This is a genomic window from Sediminibacillus dalangtanensis, from assembly GCF_017792025.1.
GTDB lineage: Bacteria > Bacillota > Bacilli > Bacillales > Amphibacillaceae > Sediminibacillus > Sediminibacillus dalangtanensis.
In genome coordinates, this window is sequence record NZ_CP046956.1 from 3687208 (window position 1) to 3711087 (window position 23880).

The 23880-nt window shown below is 43.8% G+C and carries 23 protein-coding genes; 12 read left to right on the forward strand and 11 right to left on the reverse strand.

Features of this window, described 5'->3' with window-relative positions:
* Positions 1 to 21: 21 nt before the first annotated feature.
* On the reverse strand, positions 22 to 1131 hold the full coding sequence (locus ERJ70_RS18030; protein ID WP_245208057.1) for a DEAD/DEAH box helicase: 1110 nt from the start codon (positions 1129 to 1131) through the stop codon (positions 22 to 24).
* A 230-nt stretch (positions 1132 to 1361) separates the two neighbouring features.
* On the opposite strand from ERJ70_RS18030, the gene ERJ70_RS20145 reads away from it, so the two are divergent.
* Positions 1362 to 1493: a hypothetical protein gene (locus ERJ70_RS20145; RefSeq protein WP_256439059.1), complete on the forward strand. Its 132-nt coding sequence runs from the start codon at positions 1362 to 1364 to the stop codon at positions 1491 to 1493.
* Positions 1494 to 1624: 131 nt separating this feature from the next.
* Here the strand turns inward: ERJ70_RS20145 and ERJ70_RS18035 are convergent, their stop codons facing one another.
* Both ERJ70_RS18035 and ERJ70_RS18040 read right to left on the reverse strand, forming a co-directional pair.
* Positions 1625 to 2422 (reverse strand): LysM peptidoglycan-binding and 3D domain-containing protein, encoded by a 798-nt coding sequence (locus ERJ70_RS18035; protein WP_209366122.1) that lies wholly within the window; start codon positions 2420 to 2422, stop codon positions 1625 to 1627.
* A gap of 941 nt (positions 2423 to 3363) precedes the next feature.
* Positions 3364 to 3921 (reverse strand): nitroreductase family protein, encoded by a 558-nt coding sequence (locus ERJ70_RS18040; RefSeq protein ID WP_209366123.1) that lies wholly within the window; start codon positions 3919 to 3921, stop codon positions 3364 to 3366.
* A gap of 336 nt (positions 3922 to 4257) precedes the next feature.
* Between ERJ70_RS18040 and ERJ70_RS18045 the strand changes: the two genes are divergently transcribed.
* The 6 genes from ERJ70_RS18045 (at position 4258) to ERJ70_RS18070 (ending at position 11109) form a co-directional block, all read left to right on the forward strand.
* The gene (locus ERJ70_RS18045; protein WP_209366124.1) at positions 4258 to 5454 is read left to right on the forward strand and encodes a galactokinase; all 1197 of its coding nucleotides are present in this window, start codon (positions 4258 to 4260) and stop codon (positions 5452 to 5454) included.
* Positions 5451 to 6452, forward strand: coding sequence for a UDP-glucose 4-epimerase GalE (gene galE, locus ERJ70_RS18050; RefSeq protein ID WP_209366125.1), 1002 nt, complete (start codon positions 5451 to 5453; stop codon positions 6450 to 6452). The genes ERJ70_RS18045 and galE overlap by 4 nt, the downstream gene beginning before the upstream one ends.
* Entirely contained in the window at positions 6452 to 7945 is a 1494-nt protein-coding gene (galT, locus tag ERJ70_RS18055) for a UDP-glucose--hexose-1-phosphate uridylyltransferase (RefSeq protein ID WP_209366126.1), read from the forward strand. Before galE ends, galT begins: the two co-directional genes overlap by 1 nt.
* 15 nt (positions 7946 to 7960) lie before the next feature.
* Positions 7961 to 9004 carry an aldose epimerase family protein gene (locus ERJ70_RS18060; RefSeq protein WP_209366127.1) on the forward strand — a complete coding sequence of 348 codons (1044 nt, stop codon included), beginning with the start codon at positions 7961 to 7963 and terminating at the stop codon, positions 9002 to 9004.
* A 166-nt stretch (positions 9005 to 9170) separates the two neighbouring features.
* Entirely contained in the window at positions 9171 to 9713 is a 543-nt protein-coding gene (locus ERJ70_RS18065; RefSeq protein ID WP_209366128.1) for a sigma-70 family RNA polymerase sigma factor, read from the forward strand.
* The gene (locus ERJ70_RS18070) at positions 9691 to 11109 is read left to right on the forward strand and encodes a DUF4179 domain-containing protein (RefSeq protein WP_209366129.1); all 1419 of its coding nucleotides are present in this window, start codon (positions 9691 to 9693) and stop codon (positions 11107 to 11109) included. The genes ERJ70_RS18065 and ERJ70_RS18070 overlap by 23 nt, the downstream gene beginning before the upstream one ends.
* Positions 11110 to 11254: 145 nt before the next feature.
* Here the strand turns inward: ERJ70_RS18070 and ERJ70_RS18075 are convergent, their stop codons facing one another.
* The 3 genes from ERJ70_RS18075 to ERJ70_RS18085 form a co-directional block, all read right to left on the reverse strand.
* Positions 11255 to 12469, reverse strand: coding sequence for an ROK family transcriptional regulator (locus ERJ70_RS18075; RefSeq protein ID WP_209366130.1), 1215 nt, complete (start codon positions 12467 to 12469; stop codon positions 11255 to 11257).
* Between the two features lie 163 nt (positions 12470 to 12632).
* Positions 12633 to 13616 (reverse strand): aldo/keto reductase, encoded by a 984-nt coding sequence (locus ERJ70_RS18080; protein WP_209366131.1) that lies wholly within the window; start codon positions 13614 to 13616, stop codon positions 12633 to 12635.
* A 640-nt stretch (positions 13617 to 14256) separates the two neighbouring features.
* On the reverse strand, positions 14257 to 15111 hold the full coding sequence (locus ERJ70_RS18085; protein WP_209366132.1) for an HAD family hydrolase: 855 nt from the start codon (positions 15109 to 15111) through the stop codon (positions 14257 to 14259).
* A 258-nt stretch (positions 15112 to 15369) separates the two neighbouring features.
* Here ERJ70_RS18085 and ERJ70_RS18090 point away from each other — a divergent pair, with 258 nt between their 5' ends.
* The 4 genes from ERJ70_RS18090 to ERJ70_RS18105 all read left to right on the forward strand — a co-directional run bounded on the left by ERJ70_RS18090 (position 15370) and on the right by ERJ70_RS18105 (position 18249).
* The gene (locus tag ERJ70_RS18090; protein ID WP_209366133.1) at positions 15370 to 15543 is read left to right on the forward strand and encodes a hypothetical protein; all 174 of its coding nucleotides are present in this window, start codon (positions 15370 to 15372) and stop codon (positions 15541 to 15543) included.
* A 174-nt stretch (positions 15544 to 15717) separates the two neighbouring features.
* Positions 15718 to 16464 carry an SDR family NAD(P)-dependent oxidoreductase gene (locus ERJ70_RS18095; protein WP_209366134.1) on the forward strand — a complete coding sequence of 249 codons (747 nt, stop codon included), beginning with the start codon at positions 15718 to 15720 and terminating at the stop codon, positions 16462 to 16464.
* A 345-nt stretch (positions 16465 to 16809) separates the two neighbouring features.
* Positions 16810 to 17733 (forward strand): glycine betaine ABC transporter substrate-binding protein, encoded by a 924-nt coding sequence (locus tag ERJ70_RS18100; RefSeq protein ID WP_209366135.1) that lies wholly within the window; start codon positions 16810 to 16812, stop codon positions 17731 to 17733.
* 198 nt (positions 17734 to 17931) lie between these two features.
* Positions 17932 to 18249: a hypothetical protein gene (locus tag ERJ70_RS18105; protein ID WP_209366136.1), complete on the forward strand. Its 318-nt coding sequence runs from the start codon at positions 17932 to 17934 to the stop codon at positions 18247 to 18249.
* A gap of 49 nt (positions 18250 to 18298) precedes the next feature.
* Here ERJ70_RS18105 and ERJ70_RS18110 read toward each other — a convergent pair whose 3' ends face one another.
* From ERJ70_RS18110 to ERJ70_RS18120, 3 genes are all read right to left on the reverse strand, one after another.
* Complete coding sequence (locus tag ERJ70_RS18110) at positions 18299 to 18841, reverse strand: membrane lipoprotein lipid attachment site-containing protein (protein WP_209366137.1); 543 nt, start codon at positions 18839 to 18841, stop codon at positions 18299 to 18301.
* Between the two features lie 155 nt (positions 18842 to 18996).
* Positions 18997 to 19968 (reverse strand): ring-cleaving dioxygenase, encoded by a 972-nt coding sequence (locus ERJ70_RS18115; RefSeq protein ID WP_209366138.1) that lies wholly within the window; start codon positions 19966 to 19968, stop codon positions 18997 to 18999.
* 92 nt (positions 19969 to 20060) lie between these two features.
* A complete protein-coding gene (locus ERJ70_RS18120; RefSeq protein ID WP_209366139.1) occupies positions 20061 to 20852 on the reverse strand; it encodes an SDR family oxidoreductase in 792 nt (263 codons plus the stop codon).
* A gap of 167 nt (positions 20853 to 21019) precedes the next feature.
* Between ERJ70_RS18120 and ERJ70_RS18125 the strand changes: the two genes are divergently transcribed.
* Complete coding sequence (locus ERJ70_RS18125) at positions 21020 to 22810, forward strand: solute:sodium symporter family transporter (protein ID WP_209366140.1); 1791 nt, start codon at positions 21020 to 21022, stop codon at positions 22808 to 22810.
* Between the two features lie 284 nt (positions 22811 to 23094).
* Here ERJ70_RS18125 and ERJ70_RS18130 read toward each other — a convergent pair whose 3' ends face one another.
* Positions 23095 to 23562, reverse strand: a complete 468-nt coding sequence (locus ERJ70_RS18130) for an NUDIX hydrolase (protein WP_209366141.1) — start codon at positions 23560 to 23562, stop codon at positions 23095 to 23097.
* Between the two features lie 69 nt (positions 23563 to 23631).
* On the reverse strand, positions 23632 to 23871 hold the full coding sequence (locus ERJ70_RS18135; protein WP_026568729.1) for a ferredoxin family protein: 240 nt from the start codon (positions 23869 to 23871) through the stop codon (positions 23632 to 23634).
* Positions 23872 to 23880: the final 9 nt, after the last annotated feature.

Sequence of the window (23880 nt, forward strand, 5' to 3'; positions counted from 1 at the left end):
TCTTTCTTCCCCTTCTTGTTCTTATATTTCCTTCCGTTTGATTTTTCCTTTCAGATCGCTTTCGATTGCCTGTAAATATTTCCGGTCCTTTGGTGCGACAAAGGTAATTGCCAGCCCTTCACTGCCTGCACGGCCGGTCCGCCCGATGCGATGGATATAGCTCTCGGTATCTTCAGGAATATCGTAATTTATTACATGGGTGACTCCTTCTACATCCAGTCCCCTTGCAGCCACATCCGTCGCCACTAAAAATTGTGTTTTCATTTCCCGAAACCGTTTCATCGCCTTTTCCCGTTTCGCTTGAGAAAGGTCGCCATGCAGTTCATCCGACAAATAACCATGGCTTTGCAAAGCGGCGTTGAGCTTGGCCGCCCTCCGTTTTGTACGACAAAAGATCACAGCCAGAAAAGGTCGGAACTGGTCGAGAACTGTTCGCAGTTTATCCTGTTTTTCCCTATCTGTCGTTTCGATTACCATTTGCTTAATGCCTTCCAGGGTTGTATCACTTCCCCTTACCTTAATGTTTCGAGGATTGGTCATATACTTTTTTGCCAGTGCTCTCACTTCGTCAGGCATCGTGGCGGAAAACAGCATTGTCTGCCGCCGTTCTGGCAGTTGTCCGATGATCTCTTTTATCTCTGGCATAAAACCGAATTGCAGCATCTGATCCGCTTCATCCAAAACAAACAGGGAAACATCGGAAAGGGAAATGGTGCCCCGGCGGAGGTGATCCAGCAGCCTGCCAGGAGTTGCGACCACGATATTCACCTGTTTATTCAGCTTATTCAACTGTCCTTGAATATCCTGTCCGCCGTAAACGGCCAATGTATGTATTCCAGAAAGATGTTCCGCTAATTTATTCAGTTCACTCGTTATTTGCAGGGCCAGTTCCCGGGTCGGTGTTACAATCAATGCTTGCGGGTCCTCGGCATCCGGCTGTATTTGCTCCAGTATCGGCAGTACAAAAGCCAATGTTTTACCGGTTCCTGTCTGGGCCTGAGCAATGACATCCTTCCCTTCATGCAATAACGGAATTGCCTGTTCCTGTATGGGAGTCGGTTCATTAATACCATGATCCTTTAAAATATTTGTCAGCTCGGCTGAAACGCCAAGCGAAGAAAATGTCGACAACCTTTTCACCTCTTCAATCGGTTTACTTAAAAGTGTTCCCTGCAGCGCGATCGCTTAACCGCAGGGCATTTCTTTCCTATACTATAGCTATTTTAACCTGCTGGTACGAATAGATAAACTTTCTTACAATATTGTAAGAATTTTATCGAAGATTGTTAGAATTTACTATAGAAAAAGGATAGGTGTATGATTTACAATAATAGTAAGAATTCAACAGGGGGAGAATGGTAGTGAAGAAACTGTTAATCATCTTGTTTCTTATGTTGATTATTAGCTTTGGTGTAGTAGGTTATGTACAAACGGTCAGTCCGGATGGGGAAATAGAGATGGAAGCTGACAAAGGAACCCAATTACTCAATTAAGGCTATTTTATATAATAGATAAATTTTGCCTTGGCCACCATATTATATGGCGCAAGCTGCAGCGATAATATACTGGAATACAAAAAAGCAGAAGCGCTGCATCGCTTCTGCTTTTTGCTTATTACAGGGAATTAATCAAGAATCGTAACTTCTACGGTTCTTCTGCCCCAGTCATATGCTTCTGATTTTGTTGGTACGTGAAGATCCACGCGGTTTCCTTGGATTGCTCCGCCGGTATCTGCCGCAATCGCTTCACCGTAACCTTCTACATAAACTCTGGAACCTAACGGAATCACATTCGGATCAACTGCAATTACTTTAGCATTTGGATTTTCGTTTAAGTTGACGCCGGTCGCGGTGATTCCCGAGCATCCAGCACAATCAGCAGTATAGGCAGTAGACTCAACAGTTACCACTTTTCCGTCTGCTTCTTGTTTAGAATCTGGTGCTGGTTTCGATGCAACCGGTTCTGTTTTGTTTTCTGCCAGTTCGGCGGTTTGATCCGTATCGGTTTCTTTTGCTGTTTCCTTATCTACTGTCTCGTTTTCTACTTGTGGAATAACATCAAGATTATTGGTTTCTTCCACAAATAATTCTTGTGCTGGTAGAATGACGGAAGATGATAGATTGTTCCAACCTTTCAAATCCGAAACGCTCACGCCGAATTCGTCTGCGATGCCGAATAGCGTGTCCCCTTCTTTGACAGTGTAAGTTTCTGCTTTATCTATTTCTAAATCTTGTCCTGGATAGATAATATCTGTGTCCAACTCATTGAGCTCTCTTAACGTCTCAACAGATACTTCATAGTCATTGGCGATTCCCCAAAGCGTATCGCCTGACTCTACTTGATAGTCTTCGGCGGATGCAGATGTTGCAGCTGTCCCTGCAATAACAAGCCCTGTAGCTAGAGATACTACGAATTTCTTCATCTGTGTTTCCCTCCTCAAAATTTCTGACAAGCCTTATAGTAACACATACAAAACGGTGTTGTGGTTACAGCCTATTTAAGAGTAAATTACAAAAGTAACCCTTTATCATAGACTTGTCATATTTGTAATTGTGGGGCAATAATCCCGGTTTTTATACATGAAACTGTAAAAAAAAACAGGTTTAATAGTGAGAAGGGACCTTTTCGCTAGATAAATTCTATGTTAATACCATATTAAAATAGGAAAACAACCCTTGATTTTCCCAGAAAAAATGATAGGTTATCTTTTTTCTATAGAATTTTTACTTGAATCTACTATTGCATTAAAGAAAGCACCAGCATATAGGTGAAATGCCGATATTCTTCTCCTAACCTTATCCCTTTAGGGAATTTTTTTGTCTTTTTCTATATAAAATTACTTTTTATTAATATGGATTTCCTTTCCCCTTGTCATAACAAACAGTCCAGATCCCAGCATACGCCGAGAGCTGCCAGGTATATGCCTTGTACAGCCAAACATATCCCTCCTAAAAAATTGACAGTCGCGACGATTAACTCCGGAGGTAATTGGGCAATAGGAACGCAACTTTACAATTTCTTTATGGCAAGTTCATACTCCCTTAGCATAGACTGGTTAAACTAACAGTGAATACCCCTTTGTGATGGAAGACACCAGCTACCTCCCGCAGCTGGTCTTCCATTTTTTTATTCTGTTTTCTGTAATTGGCGGTGACAAACTACTCTTTAACCCTGCCTAGAGCCGACACGTCCTGTGGCAACGCCTGCATGACCCACATCGTTTGGGCCTTCGACAAGCTTAAGACCTCGAGGGGGTAGGCGCCGGAGCTGGACGTGGCTGGTTCAGCCAATAATGATCCACAGACAGTTAAATTTATCATTTCCTATATAAAAAAAAGAGCAGCATCTCTGCCGCTCTCCGACTCAATCTAATTCTGTAATTAGTTGTTGAACATCCGCTCTCGGTCTTGGTTTTGGTACTTTTGCGGGATAACCGATTTGCAGCATTCCTGCCACTCTTTCTCCAGGCTGTACACCGACTGCCTCCCGAAATTCATCCTCCATGGTAAGAGCACCTGTCTTCCAAATCATGCCGATTCCTTTTTCCCAGGCAAGCAGACTAAAGTTTTGAATCACACAGCTTGTGGCAGCATAATCTTCTTCACGGAATTTCGGATTGTGATTTTCTTTAATTGTGACGACCAACAACGCTGGTACATCGGCAATTTTTTGATAAGCTTTTTCTCCATTTGCTTTGCGCTCTTCAGGATCAGTGCCTTTTTCGCCCAGCTTGCGGTTGATTTCGGCGACCCTTTTAAGCGACTCGCCATGAACAAAAGTGAACCGCCACGGTTGGGTCATTTTATGATTCGGTACCCAAACGGCTGCTTCCAGCATTTGTTTCAATTCTTCCAATGGTACAGGACGGTCTTCATAAAGCTGAATGGAACGTCGGTCTTTCATCAATTCAGAAAGATTCATGATTCTCTCCCCTTTATCCTATATATATCACTATATGGAAGCTGTTAGCATTTATTAATAGTGATAATCATTATCACTAGCTGTCAAACTTATCTTACCAGATTTTAGAGATGTGTCAATTTTCCACCGCTGCTACGATGCAATTCGAACTTATGCTGTTATCAGCACTCGAAGTATTCTTCCGAAAAGAAGAATGCTTCCAAATTAGTTTCTGTGAGAAAAATTTATAAACACAATAAAGAACTTGTAAAAGCGTTGAAAGCATAGTAAGCTAAAACTAAGATAATTAATTAATTTAATTAAGTTATATTAATTTTCAAGAGAGAGGAGTATTGGATGGAGACACAACAACTCATTCGCACGTTCCAGAGGATTTTTCAGACTAGAAAGCAGCCTAGTACGTTCTTTGCACCTGGACGGATTAACTTAATCGGTGAACATACTGATTATAACGGCGGCCATGTCTTCCCCGCTTCCATTTCATTCGGCACTTATGCAGCGGCCACAAGGCGTGACGACCAGACCATCAGGCTCTATTCGGTCAATTTTTCTGAAACCGGTATTATTGAATGTGAGATGGATCAGCTTGATTATCAGGAGAAAGATCAATGGGCCAATTATCCAAAAGGCATGATAAACTATTTAATGAAGGAAGGGCTCACCATTTCCTCAGGAGCAGATATTTTATTTTGGGGTGATATTCCCAATGGAGCAGGTCTATCGTCGTCTGCCTCGATAGAAATGGTGACCGGCGTTGTGGCCGAGTCGCTGTACGACTTAGCTATCGACCGTATCCGCATGATTCAGCTCGGCCAGAAAGTCGAAAACGAATATATCGGTGTCAACAGCGGGATAATGGATCAGTTTGCCATCGGAATGGGCAAAAAAAATCATGCCATCCTGCTTGATTGTCAATCACTGGATTATTCCTATGCCCCTGTTCAGCTAAATGGGTATATCGTGATGATCATCAACACCAACAAGCGAAGAGAATTGGCAGGATCGAAATATAATGAACGGCGGATGGAATGTGAGCGGGCGCTCGCCGATTTACAGAAAGTGATCGGCATTAGTAGTTTGGGAGATTTAACAGAGGAACAATTTGAAGCAAACAAACATGCCATCCAACATGCGCCCGATCGCAAACGGGCCAAACATGCCGTGTATGAAAACCGCCGGACGTTAAAGGCGTTGCAAAGCTTGAAGGCGAATGATCTTGCGCATTTCGGAGAACTAATGAACCAGTCGCACATCTCCTTGCAGGAGGATTACGAGGTTACAGGCAAAGAACTCGATGCAATTGTCGAGGCAGCTTGGAGGCAGCCTGGCGTTTTGGGGGCTAGAATGACAGGAGCCGGGTTCGGCGGCTGTGCGATCGCCATCGTTCCCGAAAAAGAGGTTGAAAGCTTCAGAGAAAATGTCAACCACATATACCGGGAACAAGTAGGATACGATGCCACCTTTTACCCTGCAACGATCAGCGACGGAGCAAAACAATTAGAAAAGAACCCTGAAAAGGAGTGGGATAGATGAGTATTTTGGTATTAGGAGGAGCCGGATACATCGGTTCGCACGCAGTTTACCAATTAATCGATCAGAATCATCGTGTGGTGGTGGTGGATAGTTTGGAAACTGGACATCGCCAAGCTGTGCATCCCGATGCAGCTTACTATCAAGGAGATATCCGGGATAAACAGTTTTTAGATGATGTATTCACCAAGGAAGACATTGACGCAGTCTTGCATTTTTCTGCTAATTCGCTTGTCGGCGAATCGATGCAGCAGCCATTGAAATATTTCAGCAACAACGTCTACGGCACTCAAGTACTGCTGGAAACCATGAAAGAACATAACGTCAACAGGATTGTTTTTTCCTCCACAGCAGCAACTTACGGAGAGCCGGAGACTGTTCCGATTACCGAAGATATGCGGACGAATCCGGAAAGCACCTACGGGGAAACAAAACTGACAATGGAGAAAATGATGAAATGGTGTGCACTCGCTTATGGAATCAAATACGTTTCTCTTCGTTATTTCAATGTGGCCGGTGCCAGAAAAACTGGTGAAATCGGTGAAGACCATCAGCCGGAAACACATTTGATTCCCATTGTACTGCAGACCGCTTTAGAGCAACGTAAAGCCATTACTATCTTCGGGGAGGACTATGACACCGAAGATGGCACATGCATCCGGGACTACATCCATGTGGAAGACTTGATTGATGCTCACCTGCTTGCGCTGTCTTACTTGGAAAACGGTGGAGAAAGCGAGATTTTCAACCTTGGAAGCAATCAAGGCTTTTCTGTAAAACAAATCATCGATACTGCACGGAAAGTGACCGGCAAACAGATACCGGCTGTGTCCGGTGAGCGTCGCCCCGGCGATCCAAGCGTCCTGATTGCGTCGGCGGACAAAGCCAAGCGAATTTTGGGCTGGCAGCCATCCCGAACTTCGATTGAAACGATTATCGAGGACGCATGGAACTGGCATCACACACACCCACACGGCTATGATGGAGGAGCGGAGGCGTAATGTCTGTCTTTCAAACGATTGCCAGTTTAATAGACAAAGCCATTTCTGCCGGATTGATTGAACAGCGGGATACCGTATATGTACGCAATCAGCTGCTCGGTCTGTTGAAGTTGAGCGATTTTCAAGAGGAAGCCCCTGACGGAACTGCACAGAATTCCATCCCAGACTCGGTCGAGGAGCTTGTCGGCTATGCGGTAGAACGCCAAATCATCGAGGACGTACTGGATGAAAAGGAAATATTCGCTGCGAATGTGATGAATATCTTCCTGCCGAAACCTTCTGCCGTCCAGCAGACGTTTGAATCCAAATTTCAAGAAGCAGCGGAACAGGCGACCGATTACTTTTACGCATTAAGTAAAAACAGCAATTATATTCAGATGAAGCGAATCAGGAAAAATATCCATTTTAAAGCAGACACTGCTTACGGGAAAATGGATATTACCATCAACCTGTCCAAACCGGAAAAAGATCCGGAGCAAATCAGACGGGAAAAAGAAGAAAAGCAAGCGATCGGTTATCCTCCATGTGTGTTATGCAGGGAAAACGAAGGGTATGTCGGCAGGATTGGCCACCCGGCCCGGTCCAATCACCGGATTGTGAAAGTGCCTTTACAAGGAGAAAACTGGTACTTGCAATATTCGCCCTACGTTTATTACAACGAACACAGCATCGTACTGGCGGAGGAGCATCGCGAAATGAAAATCGACCGGCAAACTTTCCTGCGCCTGACCGCTTTTGTAGAGAAGTTTCCGCATTATTTTCTCGGCTCCAATGCAGACTTGCCGATTGTCGGCGGATCGATTCTCAGCCATGATCATTATCAAGGCGGCCGTTATCAATTTGCAATGGAAACTGCTGCTGAAACAGAAGCTTTTTCATTAAAGGATTTCCCAAACGTGCAGGCCGGGATAGTCGACTGGCCACTATCTGTTATTCGTGTTTCCTCCCGTGACCGAATGGAATTGGTGGATGCTGCAGACCATATCTTGCTAAAATGGCGAAATTACGAGGATGAGCAGGTGTCAATCAAAGCTTATAGCGGTGATACGCCGCATAACACGGTTACACCGATAGTCCGGATGCGGGACGACCGCTTGGAAATGGACATCGTCCTGCGCAACAATCGTACATCCGAACAGCATCCTTTGGGGATATTCCATCCGCACGCCGATGTGCACCATATCAAACGGGAAAACATCGGGCTGATCGAAGTAATGGGATTAGCGGTACTTCCAGCCAGACTGAAATCCGAACTAGAGGAAGTCAAACGCTTTTTACTCGAAGAAACGGAAGAGGTTCCCGCCCACCACCGCGAATGGGCAGAACTAATCAAACAGCAGAACGGGATTTGTGAGGAGAACGTGGAAGCGATCCTCCAAAACGAAGTTGGGAAAAAATTCACCAAAGTGTTGGAAGATGCAGGCGTCTTCAAACGAGATGAACAAGGCAACCAGGCTTTTCAGCGATTTATCGTAGCATTGAATCAAGACTAGCAAGGAGTGTATCGAATGCAAATCAAACAGGAAGAAATTTCCGTTTCAAACGGACAGAACTGGAAACGCTTCACTTTATCCAATGATCGCGGAATGGAGTTGAGCTGCCTCGATTTTGGCGGCATTATCACGGAGATTCTGGTGCCCGACAAGAACGGCCGCAAAGAAAATATCGTGGTCGGATATGAAAACTACGAAGATTATCTCGACAATCCAAATTTCTTTGGCGCTCTGATAGGTCGTGTCGCCGGTAGAATCGAAGGATCCTCTTTTTCCCTTAATGGAAAGACTTATCAACTCCCCCCGAATGAAGGGAAAAACCATTTACATGGCGGACCGGATGCCTTCCATAAAACGATATGGCAAACAGAAGCCTTTGAAAAAGAAAATATGGTGGGCGTTGTCTTTACCCATCACAGTGAGGACGGTGAAAACGGATATCCCGGCAACCTGAAAATGAAAATCACCTATACGTTGGATAACACCAATCAATTTTCGATCACCTATCAGGGTTCCGCAGACCAGGACACCGTGTTGACAACGACCAACCATTCTTACTTTAATTTAAGCGGCAATTTAAAATCGAATATCCGGAAACATGAAGTAACGCTTGACAGCAGCCAGTTCGTCGAGCTTGACGAAGCGTTGATTCCAACCGGCAACAAACTGGATGTCAGGGGAACGGTGTTTGATTTCCGCCAGGGTAGAAAAATAGAGGATGGAATCCAATCCGATAACCAGCAGAATATCTATGCCGGGCACGGCTACGACCATTACTTTATTTTTGACAAAAATCAGGAATCCCAGGTCACTGCTGTCGATCAAACTAGTGGAAGGAAAATGATGATCAAGACAGACCAGCCTGGAATGGTCATGTACACTTCCAATGGACTTGGAAAAGGATTGCAGCTGAAAGAGCGGGAATCTGCGCAATATCTGGGTATTTGCTTTGAGACACAGGCTTCTCCCGCCTCACTGCACCATCAAGGATTTCCTTCCTGTTTCCTGCCTGCCGGGGAAGACTATTATTCTCGGACGGTATTTCAATTTTTTTCTTAGAAAGAGCAAACACAATTCAATAACTATTTCTCGAGAAAGGGTGCTAATATTGATTAGCACCCTTTCTTTATGACGGGAGTGGGGCTCTCTTGTTCTAGGAAATAAATACTTTTTTGAAACTTTTCTATTCACTAATTGCTCTAACAGGTGAAAGGAGGGCAAAAACTTGAAACATTCACCCTTAGTCAAAAAGGCAATAAATGGAGACGAAGCTGCCTTTGAAACACTTATAAAAAAAGAAAGCGAGAAATTATATAAAACAGCATTTCTTTACGTTAAAAATAAAGAAGACGCTCTCGATGTGCTTCAGGAAACAATCTATAAAGCTTTTATCTCCATAAACCAAGTTAAAAAACCTGAATACTTTTATACATGGCTTACGAAAATTCTTATACGCACAGCCTATGAGTTATTGAGAAAACGAAAAAAGGTGATTTATGATGAAAACCTTATTCATCATAAACCTGAAACAGAGGGAAATCAGGATGTAGAAGCAAAGATGGATTTGCTGAACGCTATTTCTCAGTTAAGTGAACAATATCAGACAGTCATCATCTTATTTTATTACCAAGACTTACCCATTCATCAAATCGCTGAAACCATGGGAAAGCCGGAAAACACCGTCAAAACCTATTTGCGCAGAGCAAAAAAGGAATTAAAACATTATATAGAGGGAGTGCATCACTGTGGACAAAGAGCGTTATCATAAAGAAATCAGCGAAATCGATGTTCCCCAAAGCGAGATTTTTCATGCGATAGACAAAGGAATAACCAGAGGGCGAACAGAAAAAAAGGCACGGAGAAAATCCAGAATCAAGCTTTCCAGCACGATTGCAGCAGGGGCAGCCACCTTCTTCCTGGCAGCCGGATTCGTTTTCGCCCCCGTTTCCTATGCCTTGTCAACGGTTCCCTTGTTGGGCAGCGTCTATGAAAAAGCAGGCTTACAAATTGGTCATGAGTTAATGGAAAGTGATTTAGTGACCAAGCTAAACAAAAAGGCGACGAGTAACGGAATTGATATAACCATAACAAGCGCTTATTATGACGGGAATATCATCGGAGTCACGTTCCAAGCAAAAGGCGAGAAAATCTCTCTGGAAAACATGGGTGGCGATCGCGGACCAGAAGCCGGATATGCCTTTCACCTTTTTGATGGAAAAGAACAAAATCAATGGTCTTCGACGATGAAAGAATTGACAGAAACGGAAGATGGGTATATCGCTTCAATGGAGTTTTATAACGCAGAAGCTGATTTACCTGCAAGCTACTCGTTACCCTTAACCTTTACTTCGATTACCGGTGTAAAAGGAAAGTGGAATTTCGATATTCCTGTTGAGCAAATTCCTCCAGAGACAATTTACACCGATGCTAAGAGTCAATTGGAAAGCAAAGGTTACTCTCTTACAATGGAATCGGTCGTCAAGGGGGAAGCAACCACAACATTAAATTACAAAACCACTTTTCCATCAGCGGGGGAGAAAGATGAAATTAGAATCCATGTAATCGATAATAAAGGTAATCGATTATCAAAATTCCATCCAAATCTTTTAACAACCAAGTCAGATGGGTCTTCTGTTACAAAAGATTACCAAGAATTATTTAGCAGCAAAATCAGTGAGGATGCAAGCTCTCTAACGATTCAACCCGAAATAGTAAAAAATGATACGATGCAGGTTGGAACGATGGATCAACAAGCGCCTTTCACAGTGGAAAGCAACAGGTTTAACTATGCTGTTAAGGTAACCAACATGGAACAAAACGGAGATCAAATAATAGTGGATTACACGATACAACATACCGATACAAGTAAAATCAGAAAAGATATCATTCAAAACTTTGCTGATTTTATCCAACTAATTAAATCAGACAATGTTCGGAGGGATGAAAAAGGAGAACTGGACAGACAAAAGATGCTTGAACATGAGATTCGGAGTGATCAGGCAACTGTACTCGATGAAAACAGTTTGCACTTTCAATCCATTTATACCATAGAGAATCCGGCTGAGTTCGATTTTAAGAACTACTCCCTCCTTGTTCCGTTCGCTACCTTAAGCGCAAACGAAAAACCGATTAAAATGGAACCTATAAAAGTAGACTTAAAATAGGACATCAATGGAAAAGGAGCCGAAAAACCCGGCTCCTTTTTTATTACTTACTTCCAATGTTCTGGTATCTTTAGAGGGAGGATAGTAGCATGATCGCCATTTGTTCCCCTTCTTTAATCGTAAAAAAGATGAAATACATCATTTTTTATGCACCAGGCGCCATCGGATCAAACAACTCTGTCAACACCAGTGCCACCGCCCCTAAAACCGTCGCATTTTCTTTTAACGGCGAAATAGTGACTTCCGTCTGTTTCGCTTCCGCTGTCAGTGCCCTTGCTTTAATGGTTTGCTTAATAGGCTGTAAAATCATATCCCCGGCATTGGAAACACCCCCGCCGATGACGATTTTACTCGGGTTGATGACATGGATTAGATTGGCGAGTCCAATACCGATATAGGTTCCGGTTTCCTCCAGTATCGCCTTGGAGTCCTTGTCTCCCTGGATTGCCGCCTGATAAACGAGTTCGCCGGATACCTCTTCCGGATTTCCTCCGGCAAGAGAAGACAGACCTACAGCCTTTCCCTCTGCGAGCAACTGTTTTGCACGTTTTTCAATCGCCGGACCAGAAGCCACAGTTTGCAGGCAGCCATTGTTTCCGCATGTACACCTCTCCCCATTAATATCAAGCGTCATATGACCGATCTCTCCCGCCAAGTCATATTCCCCGTGGTAAAGTTTTCCGTCAATCATCAGTCCGGCACCGATACCGCTGCCGATATTCAATGCCAGCATGCTTTTTACTCCTGCACTATCCCCAAACCAGGCTTCTCCCAAAGCCATCGCCCGCGCATCGTTTTCGACTTTCACTTCATAATCGAACGCTTTTTCCAGTTCCTGTTTGATCGGAACATCGTGTAAATCCAAATTCGGTGCAAATTCGGATATGCCTTCTTCCACTTTCACTACGCCATGCATGGCAACGCCGATCCCGACTACCTTTTGGGCTAAAGATTGCCGGGCTAATAAAAGGTTTTTTATACCTGCGATCAGGATGTCAATAAATTGATGACTGGTTATCGTACTGTTTACGGCAGTGATTTTTTCTTCCTTCAAGTCACCCGACAAATCAGCCAGCACAAATTTGACGGTACGAGGTCCGGCATCGATTCCAATTATGTAGAATTCCGTACTGTTGATAATCAGCATCGTCGGTTTGCGGCCGCCCTGCGATGTTCCCTGGGTACTTTCCCGGACGATTCCCTGCTCGATCAGCTCTTTGACAATACTGCTTACCGTTGGGGGCGTCAATTTGGTGTCTTTGGCTATTTGGGCCCGCGATATAGGGCCGTCTGTCCTGATTTTGTTCAGGATAATAGACTTGTTCAACGTCTTCATCCACTGAAAGCTTCCACGCTGCATTGCTTTTCCCACCTGTTGTTTTTTGTACCTAGATTATACCACAGCTTAATTAAGTTAATTTAATATTCAACAGTCGAATAGCAAAGATAAAGGCAAAAAGGACTCCCAGGTCCGTGGAAGTCCTTCTTCTACCAGCTATTCATTCGGGAAACTTCGATGGCGTTTAATAAGCGCCGCGAATATGATCATGGACATCATGCTGGTAAAACTTTTGCAATTTGTCCATTTCTTCGGCACTGAAGCTTGGCACTTCTAATGACTTCAAGTTATCTTCAACCTGCTTGACCGTCTTGAAGCCAGGAATAGCACACGTGATTTCTTCATGGTCCAGAATCCAGCGTAGTGCCGCTTTCGACATGCTGTCCCTGTCGTTAGCGATCCATCTCAGCTGTTCGCTTAACTGGACACCTTTATTGAACTCCAGTCCTGCGAACGTTTCTCCCACATTGAATGCTTCCCCGTTTTGGTTGAAATTGCGGTGGTCATCCGCCTGGAAGCTGTGGTTTTCGCTAAACTTCCCGGTTAACAAACCACTCGCAAGGGGCACGCGTGCCAGTATCCCTACTCCTTTTTGGTAAGCCTGTGGAATCAATTCTTCCAATGGTTTCTGCCGGAAAATGTTGAAAATAATTTGCAAGGCAGAAACATCCGTATTTTCCAAACAATATAAACCTTCTTCCACGGTTTCTACACTGACACCATAGTGGCGGATTTTCCCTTCGCCTTTCAGTTTATCCAGCACCTCGAAGACCCTGCCGTCTTTCAAAATGGCGAGAGGTGGACAATGAATCTGATACAAATCGATTGTTTCCCTCTCCAGCCGTTTCAGGCTGTTCTCACAATACTCCCTTACCTGCCGTTCCGAGTACGTTTCAGGATCTTCGATATCGCCGGACCGGCAAAATTTCGTGGCAATATGAATGTCATCTTCTTTTCCTTTTGTCGCCTTGGCCAGCAGTTCTTCACTATGCCCATCTCCGTAAACATCTGCTGTATCGAAAAAATTAACCCCGGCATCCATAGCATGCTGGAGAGCCTTCAAGGATTCTTCATCATTTGTATTGCCCCAGGAGCCACCGATTGCCCAAGTACCAAAGCTCAACTCGCTTACCTTTAAATCCGTATTGCCTAATTGACGGTAATTCATCTGACCTGCTCCCTCCGATAAAATATTTCTGATTAATTCAATTATGGCATGTCCGCACAATTGCCACAAATGTAACGCTTACAACATAAGAGAAGCGAAACGTCTCGCATACAAGAATTGAAAATTCCACCCGAGCGTATTCTTGTATTATCTGTTATTCGATTGTTTAATAGATAGACAATAGTCTCAAAAACTTTCCTATCAAATAAATGGACCGAAATATCGACCAATAATTTACTCATCGTTTGTCCTCGTCCCACTTATATGGTGTCTTCGACCTTTCATGACACAGAATAAACAAGAACATGATAAAACAGACCATTATGTTATCCAGCCAATCAATCTCTTTATTGAAAATTAATTGCCAAACAGTTGATACAACAAAAAATGTTAAGGGAAATTGGAGGCTTTTCTTAACCATCGTGTCACCTCTTTTAATGAAGATCACTTTTCTTAAATCGGCTTTATTCAAGTAAACTGCCATTTAAGAAATTTTTTAAATTGGGAAGTTTTATAACAAAAATTGGATATACCAGCGTAAAAAAGCATACCAATCACTATGCGATTTGGTATGCTTTTTTCTTGTTAACTTAGATTTTCTCCATCAAAAGTGAACTACTCAGCCGGACTTGCTCCTCTTTCACTCAACAAATTTTTCAGATAAAAACCGGTATAACCCGTCTTCTTTGTGGCTGTGCGTCGTTACTTCATCCACTTGCTGTTTTACTATATCCGCCGCATTCTTCATCGCGACCGCATACCCGGCTATTTCCATCAGTGGCAGGTCGTTCTCACTGTCGCCGATCATCATGATCTCTTCATTGGTCAAACCATAATGCTCCAACAAATATTGAACACCAGTTGCTTTGGAAACATTTTTTTCCATCACTTCTACGTTATGGTCAGAAGAAGCGAACGCACTAAAGTCATGCTTTTGCTTTAGCTGGTCCAAGGTCTGTTTCCAGAAAGTCATCCGCTCCTTGTCTCTGCTGAAGAAATAGATCTTGGCGGCATTGTCCACCGGCAGATTATCCGTCCATTCAATATCTTCCTTGATGGCAGCTTTCCGGGACAGCCATTCATCCTCTTTGACTGAGGCCGGTTTCGGATCCTCAATCTCTGCAGTAAAATAGGTTTTATCCTTGATCAAAGCTGACCCGCTACCCTCTATCGGATGCACTTCATAATACATTTTTTCCTCTTGTGCCTTAGCCACTAACTCCTTGACCAAAATATCGTCCAAGGAATGTTTTACAATTTGCTTCCCGTTTATGTACACCACCATGCCATTGGCACAGACTATTCCATCCACCTCTAAGTCAGCAGGAAGGGGATCTTTCACTTCCTTTAAAGTCCTGCCTGTGGCAATGAATACCAGCCTGCCATTTTGACGGATTGTCTTGATGATGTTTGCCAATGTGTCGCTCACTTGGTTTGCTTGATCAAGCATGGTTCCATCCATGTCGAGAATTACCGCTTTTGCCTGAAATGCCATCTGTTTCCCTCCGTTATTTAGCTTAGTCCTATTCAAGAATACCGTTTTTTGGTTCATTAGCAAATCAAATGGTGTAAAATCTACACAATCAAGAAAGGACTAACGTTCGAGATTTACACATTTATTTGTTTATGTTGCACTAATAATAACCAGTTAGGAAAAGATGACTAAATGAAAAGGTACTCTTGGGTGAGTTTCGTTTCTTTAGCTTTTGGTATATTGGCATGCGTTTTCATTTATACATACAGGAATCCCGAAATGATGCAACTTGGTATCCTGATAAATGCTTCCTTTGGAATAGTATCTTCTTTCATCGCCTTTTTTAAAAAATCCGAGAAAAATAGCATTGCATTAATCGCGTTTCTGCTATGCCTAGCTGCTTTATTATTCTTTTTAACCGTAATCACTGTCGCTGGTATGGGGCAGACTTGAGTCAATGTAGTCCTTTTTTAACATGAAACGGAGGAACAGCAGGCCATGAAAAGGCTGAAAATACATAATCCCACATCCCTTTTTTTCTGAGGTTTTTTTGCTTTAAAAAGGATCAGCTGCATTGTATGTTTTACATAAGTGTTTTGGACGAATGAAACTTTAAGGAGTGAGTATATGCCAGACTTGAAAGATCACGTCATTCTGATTACAGGTGCCAATCGGGGCCAGGGAAAAGCTATTGCCCAACACCTTGCCGGACTGGGTGCCAGAGTGGGAATTGGTGCCCGCAACTATGCAGAGGCCGAAAAAGTCGCGGGATCAATCGGAGAGGACCATGCAATTCCTGTTCAGATAGATGTTACACAGGAGTCGGATTGGAAAGCGGCAGTCGATAAGATGGTCACTAAATTTAAAAGGATTGATGTGTTAGTAAATAATGCAGGCGTTCTCCAACGTAAACCTTTTATGGAAACAACGTTGGAGGACTATCAACAATTGATACATGTTAATCAACTTGGTGTGTTCATGGGAATGCAGGCAGTCATCCCACAGATGGAAAAGCAGCAAAGCGGTTCAATTGTTAACAATGTATCGATATCTGCTTTTGCGCCGATTCGTAAATCTTCTGCATATGCCGCTACAAAAGCATCGGTGGTGGCAATGTCCAAGGCTGCAGCTATCGAATTAGGGCCAAAGGGTATACGGGTGAATATGGTTCATCCTGGTGGAATTGAAACAGATATGGTCAAGCAAGGCGCGGATGTTCCTGCTTATTACGACTCGGTTCCTCTTGGACGAATTGGTAAACCAGTTGAGGTCGCCCAAGCGGTCGCGTTTCTTGCTTCTAGTGAAAGCTCTTACTGCACGGGTACAGAAATGGTGGTCGATGGGGGGATGACGCTAGGAACTGCGGATGAGTGAATAAAGCAGGGTTTCAAGACGCACACAAATGCTTCGCCAGCGTCTGAATACCCTTCCATACCGGAATGGCATCGATTCGCAGCCATTGATTCACTTTTAGGATAAAATCAAATTAGAAATAATGGTGGAAACTGGAGAAAATGAAAGGATATGAATAGTAGACCGCTTTCAGGTTTTGTAAAGTTTAAACTGTACAAACAATTCAAATAAAATCATTAAATTTGGCGTTTGAGCATGCTCCCCCAAAAAAGATATAGTATGTACAGACGTTAAATGAGGAATAGTAATGCTACATTAAAAACGAAACAGGTAGCATTAGGCAAAATTAAAGGAGTGTTTGACAGTATGTTTCATTTTAAGTGGAAAAAAATAGGGGCTATCGCTGGTCTATCTTTGGCTCTTATCGCAGCTGGATGCGGACAACAGGAAGATAATAGCGGCGACGGAGACGATCAATCTGATAGTTCTGCAAATATCAGTGAAGAGGTAGAGCATACCATCACTGGGATTGAGCCAGGTGCCGGCATTGCACAAGCAACGGATAACGCTGTAGAGGAGTATGAAAACCTCGCTGGATGGGAACACGAAAAATCCTCCACAGCTGCCATGTTGACAGCTTTAGGAGATGCAATAGACAAGGAGGAACCAATCGTCGTTACTGGATGGTCTCCTCACTATATGTTTGCCAAATGGGACCTGAAGTACTTAGAGGATCCAAACGGAGTTTATGGTGACGTAGAAAAGATCATCACTATAGCAAGACAAGGTTTAAAAGAAGATATGCCTGAGGCTTATACGATTTTGGACAACTTCCACTGGGAGCCGGAGGACATGGAATCAGTTATGCTTGATGCCCAGGAAATGGAATTTGAAGAAGCTGCCCAAAAGTGGGTAGATGACAACCAAGACGTGGTGGATGAATGGACGGAAGGAGTCGAGCCCGTCGATGGAAAGTCGATAGAATTGGTTCTTACCCCTTGGGATACCGAGCGTTCTTCAGCCAATGTGGCGAAAATTGTATTAGAACAACAAGGATACGATGTGACCCTTACACCGGTCGATCCATCTGTTGTATTTGAGGCAATTGCAGCAGGAGACGCAGATGCTTCCCTTGCCCCATGGATGCCGGCAACGCATGGTGCTTTCTACGAAAAGCATGAAGGGGAATTTGAAGATTTAGGAGAAAACCTATCAGGGGCCAAGATCGGCCTCGTTGTTCCATCATATATGGACATCGATTCGATTGAAGACCTTGAACCTGCAGAGTAAGATGGAACAAATACTTCCCTTTCGTTAGGGAAGTATTTGTTTTCTTGTTTCTGCCATTTTGCTTCCTCCAGCAAATTATAAATGACTTACAATATTAAGCACGTTCGTTAAGGAATTTATAAATACTTTTTCAAAAAGTGAGTATCAGGTTGTATTAATGTACGGGCCGTACACTAAATTACTAGGAGGAGATTCACAATGGCAGTAAGACCTTGTCCAGTATTAGGAGTTCATCGAATGTTGCCTGCAGCTATACCTGCTAAAGTGGTAATGGGAGTGGAATTGACATTCCAAACAAATATGGATTTTCTCAGCATTCGCAATGTAGTGGGTGCGGATTGCTCAGGACATCCTGCATGGCATCCACTTACAGCTATTGGCTACTATGCATCAGGGGTGAAAATTCTAGGGGGAATGGGAGGATCTACCGGAGGTGTTAAAGGTCAAGTTAATGAAGGTAGTATAAGATATACTAGCGCGTCCTCTTTGGAGGGTTACAATTTTCAAAACTACTAACAACAACCACTCCCTCCTTCTTGAGGGAGCAATCAGCTTTTCTAATGTATTAGTCGATATACTCCACATCTTCTGAAGGAAGGTTTTTCAGATCCTTGAAGTCTTCATTCATTTCTGAAAAGTGAATCCAGAATGCCACTTCTTTATTGTAATCATCAGCTAATTCAACTGTTTGTTTAATCAACTTGGCATTGTTCCCTTCCACTTTTACATTCTTGACATTAGGATTATCACTTTGTACTACCGTCAAGACTGGAGAGTTTACATCCGGGTCTCCCAACGAAACGGTCTCAATAGACTTCTCTTCCATTATCCACTCCAAAGATCCAGCATTCGTTTTTAAAACGGCAACACTAAGACCGGTCTGTCTTATGTACGAAAACACATAAACAAAATCATCTTTTATCTCATAGTCTATAATATTTTCCGCCAAATAATCGTGATCCTCCATCATGGTTTGTATGTCCTCTTCCAACTCAGATTGATTATTAGGACTTTGGTTTTCAGAATGATTGGCACTTTCTTCGGGGGGATTATTAGAACAACCAAACAAAACAAGTAAGATACTAAAAGTAAATAAGTATTTTTTCACCGGAAATCCTCCTTTTTTAATAAAATTCTGCTGTCTTCACATTCTATTTTATCACCTCTTATATCCACACTTTAACATAATAAATGCATTTCTTAACTAAGGGAAAGCACCTATTTTTTCCACAAAAACAGCAGGAGTTAACCCCCTGCTGTCTTTTACCGATTCCGAGTCGTATCCAATGGTTCCAGTTTTGCTTCGATTTCTGCCCGCTTGTTTTCCAAAAACGGCGGCAATGCGACCGTTTCACCAAGATGTTCGATATCCTCATCCGTTGCGAAACCAGGACCGTCAGTAGCCAATTCGAATAAAACCCCATTCGGCTCCCGGAAATAGAGCGACTTGAAGTAGTAACGATCAACCAGTCCGGAGTTAGGGAATCTTGCTTGTTTGATTTTTTCTGCCCATTGGGCAAGTTCTTGCTCATCCTCGACGCGAAAAGCGACATGATGTACACTGCCTCGTCCTGGGCGTTCTTTAGGCAGCCCTTCCCGTTCCTCGACGTGTATCTCCGCCCCTGTGCCGCCTTCTCCGGTAGCAAACACTTGAATATCACCGCCCCCTGGCGAGTCATAACTGCCCACCTTACGGAATCCAAGGATGTTTGTCAGCACTTGAACGGTACGTTCCGCCTGCGGAACTGTCAGCTTGGAAGGTCCAAGGCCAATAATGCCCTGCTCCTGCGGTACCGGACTTTGCTCCCAGGGAGTTCCCCCGGCTACACCTTGATTGGTCTCATCCGACACAAGTGCAAGCCGCTGATCTTCCGGGTCGCGGAAATACAATACATTTCTTCCGAATTGCTCGATAATCCCCTCATGTACAACCTCGTATTCGTTGAAGCGGTCTTCCCAATAAGCTAAAGCCTCGTCATCTTTCACCCGCAAAGAAGTAAGCGAAATACTGTTATTCCCAGGATACGTATGCCCTGCCCGCGGAATTTCAAAAAAGGTAAGGTCCGTACCCGGATTGCCCGCTTCATCTGCATAGAACAGGTGGTACATACTGGTGTCATCCTGGTTGACTGACTTTTTGACCAGCCTCATTCCCAAAACCTTTGTATAAAACTCATAATTGTTTTTCGCATTTGCCGTTATCGCTGAAACATGATGGAGTCCTTTTAGTTCCATATGCATCCCTCTTCTAATTTAATTTTAAAATATCTCGATTTCAAGATAAATGATAGAGGATGGAAGGTTCTTTGTCAAACAATGGATAGATGCTAACGAAGCAAGGATTCCGTCCCGTCGATATACAGCTCCGTTCCGGAAATATGGGAGGACTCATCAGAGGCAAGAAATCGGATTAAGTCAGCTACCTGTTCGGGTTTCCCTCCACCATGCTCCAACGGCTGGTTGCCTTCCGGGTATTCTATCGGGATTTTGACCTTTTTCAAATTTCCCTGGTCCTTATGGGTATTTTCACCGATATTAGTCTCGATTGCTCCCGGGCAAATGACATTGACCCGTATGCGATATTCCGCCAATTCCAATGCTGCCATTTTTCCGAATGCCATTTGACCTGCTTTGGATGAACTGTAAGCAGACATACCGATACCGGAAAATGTACGGTTTCCATTGATGGAACTCGTGATGACGATACTTCCGCCCTTATTTTTCATTGCCGGGATTGCATACTTGACGGTTAAGAAGGTGCTTTTTAGATTATTGGTCAACGTTTGGTCCCACTCTTCAACAGGCAAATCCTCAATCGGAGCCAAATGTCCATTGACGCCGGCATTGGCAAAAACAAAATCCAACTGTCCCCACGTGTCGAGCACCTTTTTGACACTTTGTTCTACCTGGATTGGTTCAGATACATCCGCTTCGATGATGATGGCTTCTCCACCGGCATCACCGATCGCCTGCTTAACTTCAGCAGCGTTTTCTTCCTTGATATCGACCAGTCCCACCTTGGCACCTGCTTGTGCCAGCCGCAATGCAGAAGCACGGCCGATTCCCGAACCTGCACCTGTCACAATGGCTGTTTTGCCTTGCAAGCTTTTGTTTTCCATTAAATAGCCTCCTTCTTCAGTTGTGACTAGTTACTTCCTATATATCCTTCCCCCAGCAACTTAAACACCGCCCGCTCCTCGTTTTAATCAACTGCCTGGTTTGAAGAAAGGCAAAAAAGGGGAAGGTCACACCAAAACAAATTTACAAACAATGGGAGCGAGTTGCCATGAATTATTCCAATCTGTGGTTTACATTATTATCGTGCCTCTTTTTTATGGGACTGGTAGCCTGGATTGCTTACCGGCAAACCAAAAATCAAGTAAACGATTCAGCTGGATACTTCCTTGCCGGGCGCGGGCTTTCCGGTGGATTTATAGCCGGCTCCTTGCTGCTGACCAATCTTTCCGCTGAACAGCTGGTAGGTTTGAACGGACAAGCCTATCGCGCCAATCTGTCCAATATGGCTTGGGAGGTCACCGCACCGATCGCAGTGGTCATTATGGCACTTTATTTACTGCCAAAATACTTAGGGGGATCCGTAACGACGCTCCCAGAATTTTTAAGCCGGCGTTTCGATAAGACGGTTCGACTATATATTGTTGTCTTATTTATGTTCGGCTATGTATTTGTGACAATTCCTTCGATGCTGTATTCTGGTGCTTTGGCAGTACTGCGCTTGTTTAATGTACCAGACTTACTGGGCGTTTCTTATGTACAATCTGTTTGGCTGGTCGTATGGATAGTCGGCCTGATCGGAGCGGCATATGCCATTTTCGGAGGGTTGAAAGCCGTTGCGGTTTCAGACACCTTGAACGGCATTGGCTTGTTGATTGTCGGTATCCTGGTCCCGGTGCTTGGTTTTTTCGCCTTGGGAGATGGGAATATGCTTAGCGGCATGAAGGAAATCACGGTAAATAACGCGGATAAATTAAACGCAATCGGTGGTCCGGACGACTCGGTTCCCTTTGGAAGTATTTTTACCGGTTTAATTATCGCCAATCTGTTTTACTGGGCATCCAATCAGTATGTCATCCAGCGGACTTTGGGAGCCAAAAGCTTGAAAGAGGGACAAAAAGGGGTACTGTATTCAGGCTTCTACAAGCTGCTGGTGCCATTGTTCATGATGATACCGGGTATCATCGCTTTTCATCTGTATGGTGAAAACTTGCGCAACGTCGACTTGGCTTATCCGACGCTGATCTCGAATGTACTTCCTACTTATTTATCGGGTTTTTTCCTTGCTGTTCTGTTAGGAGCCGTTCTTAGTTCTTATAATTCTTTGTTGAACAGTGCTGCGACCATGTTCGCATTTGATATTTACAAACCGCGGGCCAAAAAGAACGTCAGTGATGAAAAGCTGATCAAAATCAGTAAACTATTTGGAACGATCATTGCCTTTATTACGTTTTTCATTTCTCCCCTGCTCATGTATGCACCAAATGGACTGTGGGATTTGATCCGGCAGTTTACAGGGTTTTTCAACATTCCAATCGTGACGATCCTGTTGGCAGCGGTTCTGTCTAAATACACCCCAGCCATCGCACCGAAGGTTGTAATTGTTTTTCATGTCATTGCCTATTATTTGATGATCTGGGGAACCGATCACTTATTTGGTTTCTCACTGGACATTAACTATATTCACGTTTATGGCATCTTGTTCGTCATCGAGGTCGGCATCATCCTGGCTTTTCGTTTTACCAAGCCACGGAAAGAAGCTTATGTTTTCAAAAAGGATCCCAAAGTCAGCCTCGTACCATGGAAACATGCTTTACCCGTCACCATTTTACTGCTTGCCCTGATGTGTGCCGTATATGTCGTGTTTTCACCTATTGGGCTCGCTTACCCAGATGCCGTCGTATCAGGGAGCTTTTGGTACACAATCGGAGCCTTGGCAGTTTTGACGGCTGCTCTTTATTTCCTCGCACTTAAAAATTGGACGAAAAAATACGCCAACTATTTGGATAAAGAGGAGGAGCAAAAGCAGGCATTTTCCACATTCCAGCAGGTTAACCAATAAAAAGAATATTTAATGGAACCGGAAAAACTTCATGACCAAAATAAAGTGGCCGGGACAAAAGCACGGCACCAAAGCAAAAACCGAGCGAATTTGACATATCAATCAAATTCGTTCGGTTTTTAATGTTTGTGTTCCTTAAATAGACTTCTTTATTATCCTGTTGTTTGATGCGTGCTCGTAGTAGTTTGCAGTAGCATAGGAAGCACGCAACAGGATAAAAAAGAGAGCATACAAAGTGCTCGGCAGCCATGCTTTTGTTCCGGCCTCTTTTTCCAAAAGAGGAGTCAGTCAACGATCGGCCGCTGCTTACCGCTGGTATAATCATCAATAATCGGAACATGGCTTTCGAATAATTGGTCAGGCAGTTCATCAAGCGGAAAAAACCTGGCATCTAACGACTCTTCATTTTCCCGAATTAACTCGCCGCTGTATTCTCTGCAAATGAACCAAATCTGCACCATTGCGACCTGGTCGCCGTTGCCGAGCGTCTTTTCTTTCGTTTGTCCTGAATAGATGCTGAACAATTCCAATTCACCAAGACACAGGCCAGTTTCTTCAAAAGCTTCTCTTCTTGCCGTATCAGAAACCGTTTCCCCCATCTCCATATAGCCGCCAGGTAGCCCCCACGTGTCATTGTCGGAGCGTAAATGCAACAGTAGGCGGTCCTGTTCATCTAATACGAAAACCCCTGCCACCACCATGATCACTTTTTCATGACCGACCATCGAACGCAAATAAGTTATGTAGTCCATGTTACTCCTCCTTTTCCACGTGCAAAAAGGCAAGCTCTTCTTGGAAGAACCTGCCTTTAGGTGTGTATGTTATCGGTTGGCAAAAAACGCTTCCGCTCTCTCGAGATCGACTTCCTGTTCCGGTGTCAGATCATACTCTTCTTCGATTGCATTCACCGGGCATACCGCTTTACAGGCGCCGCAATCGATGCAAATATCCGGGTCGATAAAAAATTGATCCGGGCCTTCTTCTATACAATCAACCGGGCAGACAGTAAGACATTCTGCCGCCTTTTCGTCTTTACAAGGACTTGTGATAACAAAAGCCATCGCGATTCC

Bases quoted from the DNA above. Each gene is read 5' to 3' on its own strand.
- ERJ70_RS18130 (WP_209366141.1), bottom strand. From the start codon at position 23,562: ATGGACTACATAACTTATTTGCGTTCGATGGTCGGTCATGAAAAAGTG.
- ERJ70_RS18075 (WP_209366130.1), bottom strand. From the start codon at position 12,469: ATGCAGCGTGGAAGCTTTCAGTGGATGAAGACGTTGAACAAGTCTATT.
- ERJ70_RS18045 (WP_209366124.1), top strand. From the start codon at position 4,258: ATGGAGACACAACAACTCATTCGCACGTTCCAGAGGATTTTTCAGACT.
- ERJ70_RS18040 (WP_209366123.1), bottom strand. From the start codon at position 3,921: ATGAATCTTTCTGAATTGATGAAAGACCGACGTTCCATTCAGCTTTAT.
- ERJ70_RS18080 (WP_209366131.1), bottom strand. From the start codon at position 13,616: ATGAATTACCGTCAATTAGGCAATACGGATTTAAAGGTAAGCGAGTTG.
- ERJ70_RS18100 (WP_209366135.1), top strand. From the start codon at position 16,810: ATGTTTCATTTTAAGTGGAAAAAAATAGGGGCTATCGCTGGTCTATCT.
- galT (WP_209366126.1), top strand. From the start codon at position 6,452: ATGTCTGTCTTTCAAACGATTGCCAGTTTAATAGACAAAGCCATTTCT.
- ERJ70_RS18060 (WP_209366127.1), top strand. From the start codon at position 7,961: ATGCAAATCAAACAGGAAGAAATTTCCGTTTCAAACGGACAGAACTGG.
- ERJ70_RS18035 (WP_209366122.1), bottom strand. From the start codon at position 2,422: ATGAAGAAATTCGTAGTATCTCTAGCTACAGGGCTTGTTATTGCAGGG.
- ERJ70_RS18115 (WP_209366138.1), bottom strand. From the start codon at position 19,968: ATGGAACTAAAAGGACTCCATCATGTTTCAGCGATAACGGCAAATGCG.
- galE (WP_209366125.1), top strand. From the start codon at position 5,451: ATGAGTATTTTGGTATTAGGAGGAGCCGGATACATCGGTTCGCACGCA.
- ERJ70_RS18120 (WP_209366139.1), bottom strand. From the start codon at position 20,852: ATGGAAAACAAAAGCTTGCAAGGCAAAACAGCCATTGTGACAGGTGCA.
- ERJ70_RS18095 (WP_209366134.1), top strand. From the start codon at position 15,718: ATGCCAGACTTGAAAGATCACGTCATTCTGATTACAGGTGCCAATCGG.
- ERJ70_RS18085 (WP_209366132.1), bottom strand. From the start codon at position 15,111: ATGGCATTTCAGGCAAAAGCGGTAATTCTCGACATGGATGGAACCATG.
- ERJ70_RS18135 (WP_026568729.1), bottom strand. From the start codon at position 23,871: ATGGCTTTTGTTATCACAAGTCCTTGTAAAGACGAAAAGGCGGCAGAA.
- ERJ70_RS18090 (WP_209366133.1), top strand. From the start codon at position 15,370: ATGATGCAACTTGGTATCCTGATAAATGCTTCCTTTGGAATAGTATCT.
- ERJ70_RS18125 (WP_209366140.1), top strand. From the start codon at position 21,020: ATGAATTATTCCAATCTGTGGTTTACATTATTATCGTGCCTCTTTTTT.
- ERJ70_RS18105 (WP_209366136.1), top strand. From the start codon at position 17,932: ATGGCAGTAAGACCTTGTCCAGTATTAGGAGTTCATCGAATGTTGCCT.